This is a genomic window from Streptomyces sp. BE303, assembly GCF_036290945.1.
Classification (GTDB): Bacteria; Actinomycetota; Actinomycetes; order Streptomycetales; family Streptomycetaceae; genus Kitasatospora.
The window spans coordinates 1-873 of record NZ_JAQYWZ010000714.1 but is presented as its reverse complement, the minus strand read 5'-3'; the positions used below and the strand labels follow the sequence as shown (position 1 = coordinate 873).

At 70.8% G+C, this 873-nt stretch carries 2 protein-coding genes; both read left to right on the top strand.

The window, feature by feature from the left end:
- The first annotated feature begins 106 nt into the window (after positions 1 to 106).
- Positions 107 to 274 (top strand): hypothetical protein, encoded by a 168-nt coding sequence (locus PUR56_RS19890; RefSeq protein WP_329880977.1) that lies wholly within the window; start codon positions 107 to 109, stop codon positions 272 to 274.
- A gap of 108 nt (positions 275 to 382) precedes the next feature.
- Positions 383 to 873 (top strand): aldehyde dehydrogenase family protein (locus PUR56_RS19885; protein ID WP_329949918.1); only part of this gene is annotated, 491 nt, incomplete at its 3' end.

Here is an 873-nt window from a genome sequence, read left to right as displayed (position 1 = left end):
CACCCCTTCCGGGGGGCGGCCACGGTACCGGCGGCAGCCGCCGCCTCGACCTCGCGCCGCCCGCCATGCGGCGCTCCCCGGCCCCCACCCAGATCGGTCGAGAACCATGTCGAACGCCGAGACCACCAGATCGGACACCAAGGCGACCGCCGTCAAGGAGTCCGGCTCGGGCGTCGTCCTCGCACTGCCCGGCCACCCCAGCGCCGTCCGGTCGGTCCTGGGGTGGCCGGGCTGGACGGGCGCGTGGCCCTCGTCGGCTCGGCCTCTGGGCTGACCACCCCCCTACTGCCGGGCCGACGCCCCTGCCCCCCTCAGGGCCGTCGGCCCGGCGCCCGACCGCACGGCAACCTCCCTGCTCCCACTTCCTGCCACGGAGTTGTCCATGTCGAATCCACACCCCGAACACCTGCTCAACCACATCGCCGGCCGCTGGACACCCTCCCTGACCGGAAAAGTACGACCGAACCTGAACCCCGCCGACACCACCGACGTGATCGGCGACTTCACGGAATCCGGAACCGAGGACGCCACCACCGCCATCGACGCCGCCACCACCGCCCAACACGACTGGGACACCATCGGCCCGATCGAACGCGCCAAACTCCTCAAAACCGCCGCCACCCTCATCACCGAACGCTCCGAAACGTTCGCCGAGGCCATCACCAGGGAACAAGGCAAACGCCTCTCCGAGAGCCGAGGCGAGGTAGCCCGCTCACTGACCATCCTCGACTACACCATCGGCGAGGCCCGCCGCATCAACGGCGTCACCACCCCGGCCGAGGAGCCGCGCACCCTCGCCATGACGTTCCGGCGCCCGCTCGGCGTGGTCGGACTCATCACCCCGTGGAACTTCCCGGTCGCCATCCCGATGTG

Excerpts from the sequence above, each read along its gene's own strand:
- PUR56_RS19890 (WP_329880977.1), top strand. The coding sequence starts at position 107 with ATGTCGAACGCCGAGACCACCAGATCGGACACCAAGGCGACCGCCGTC.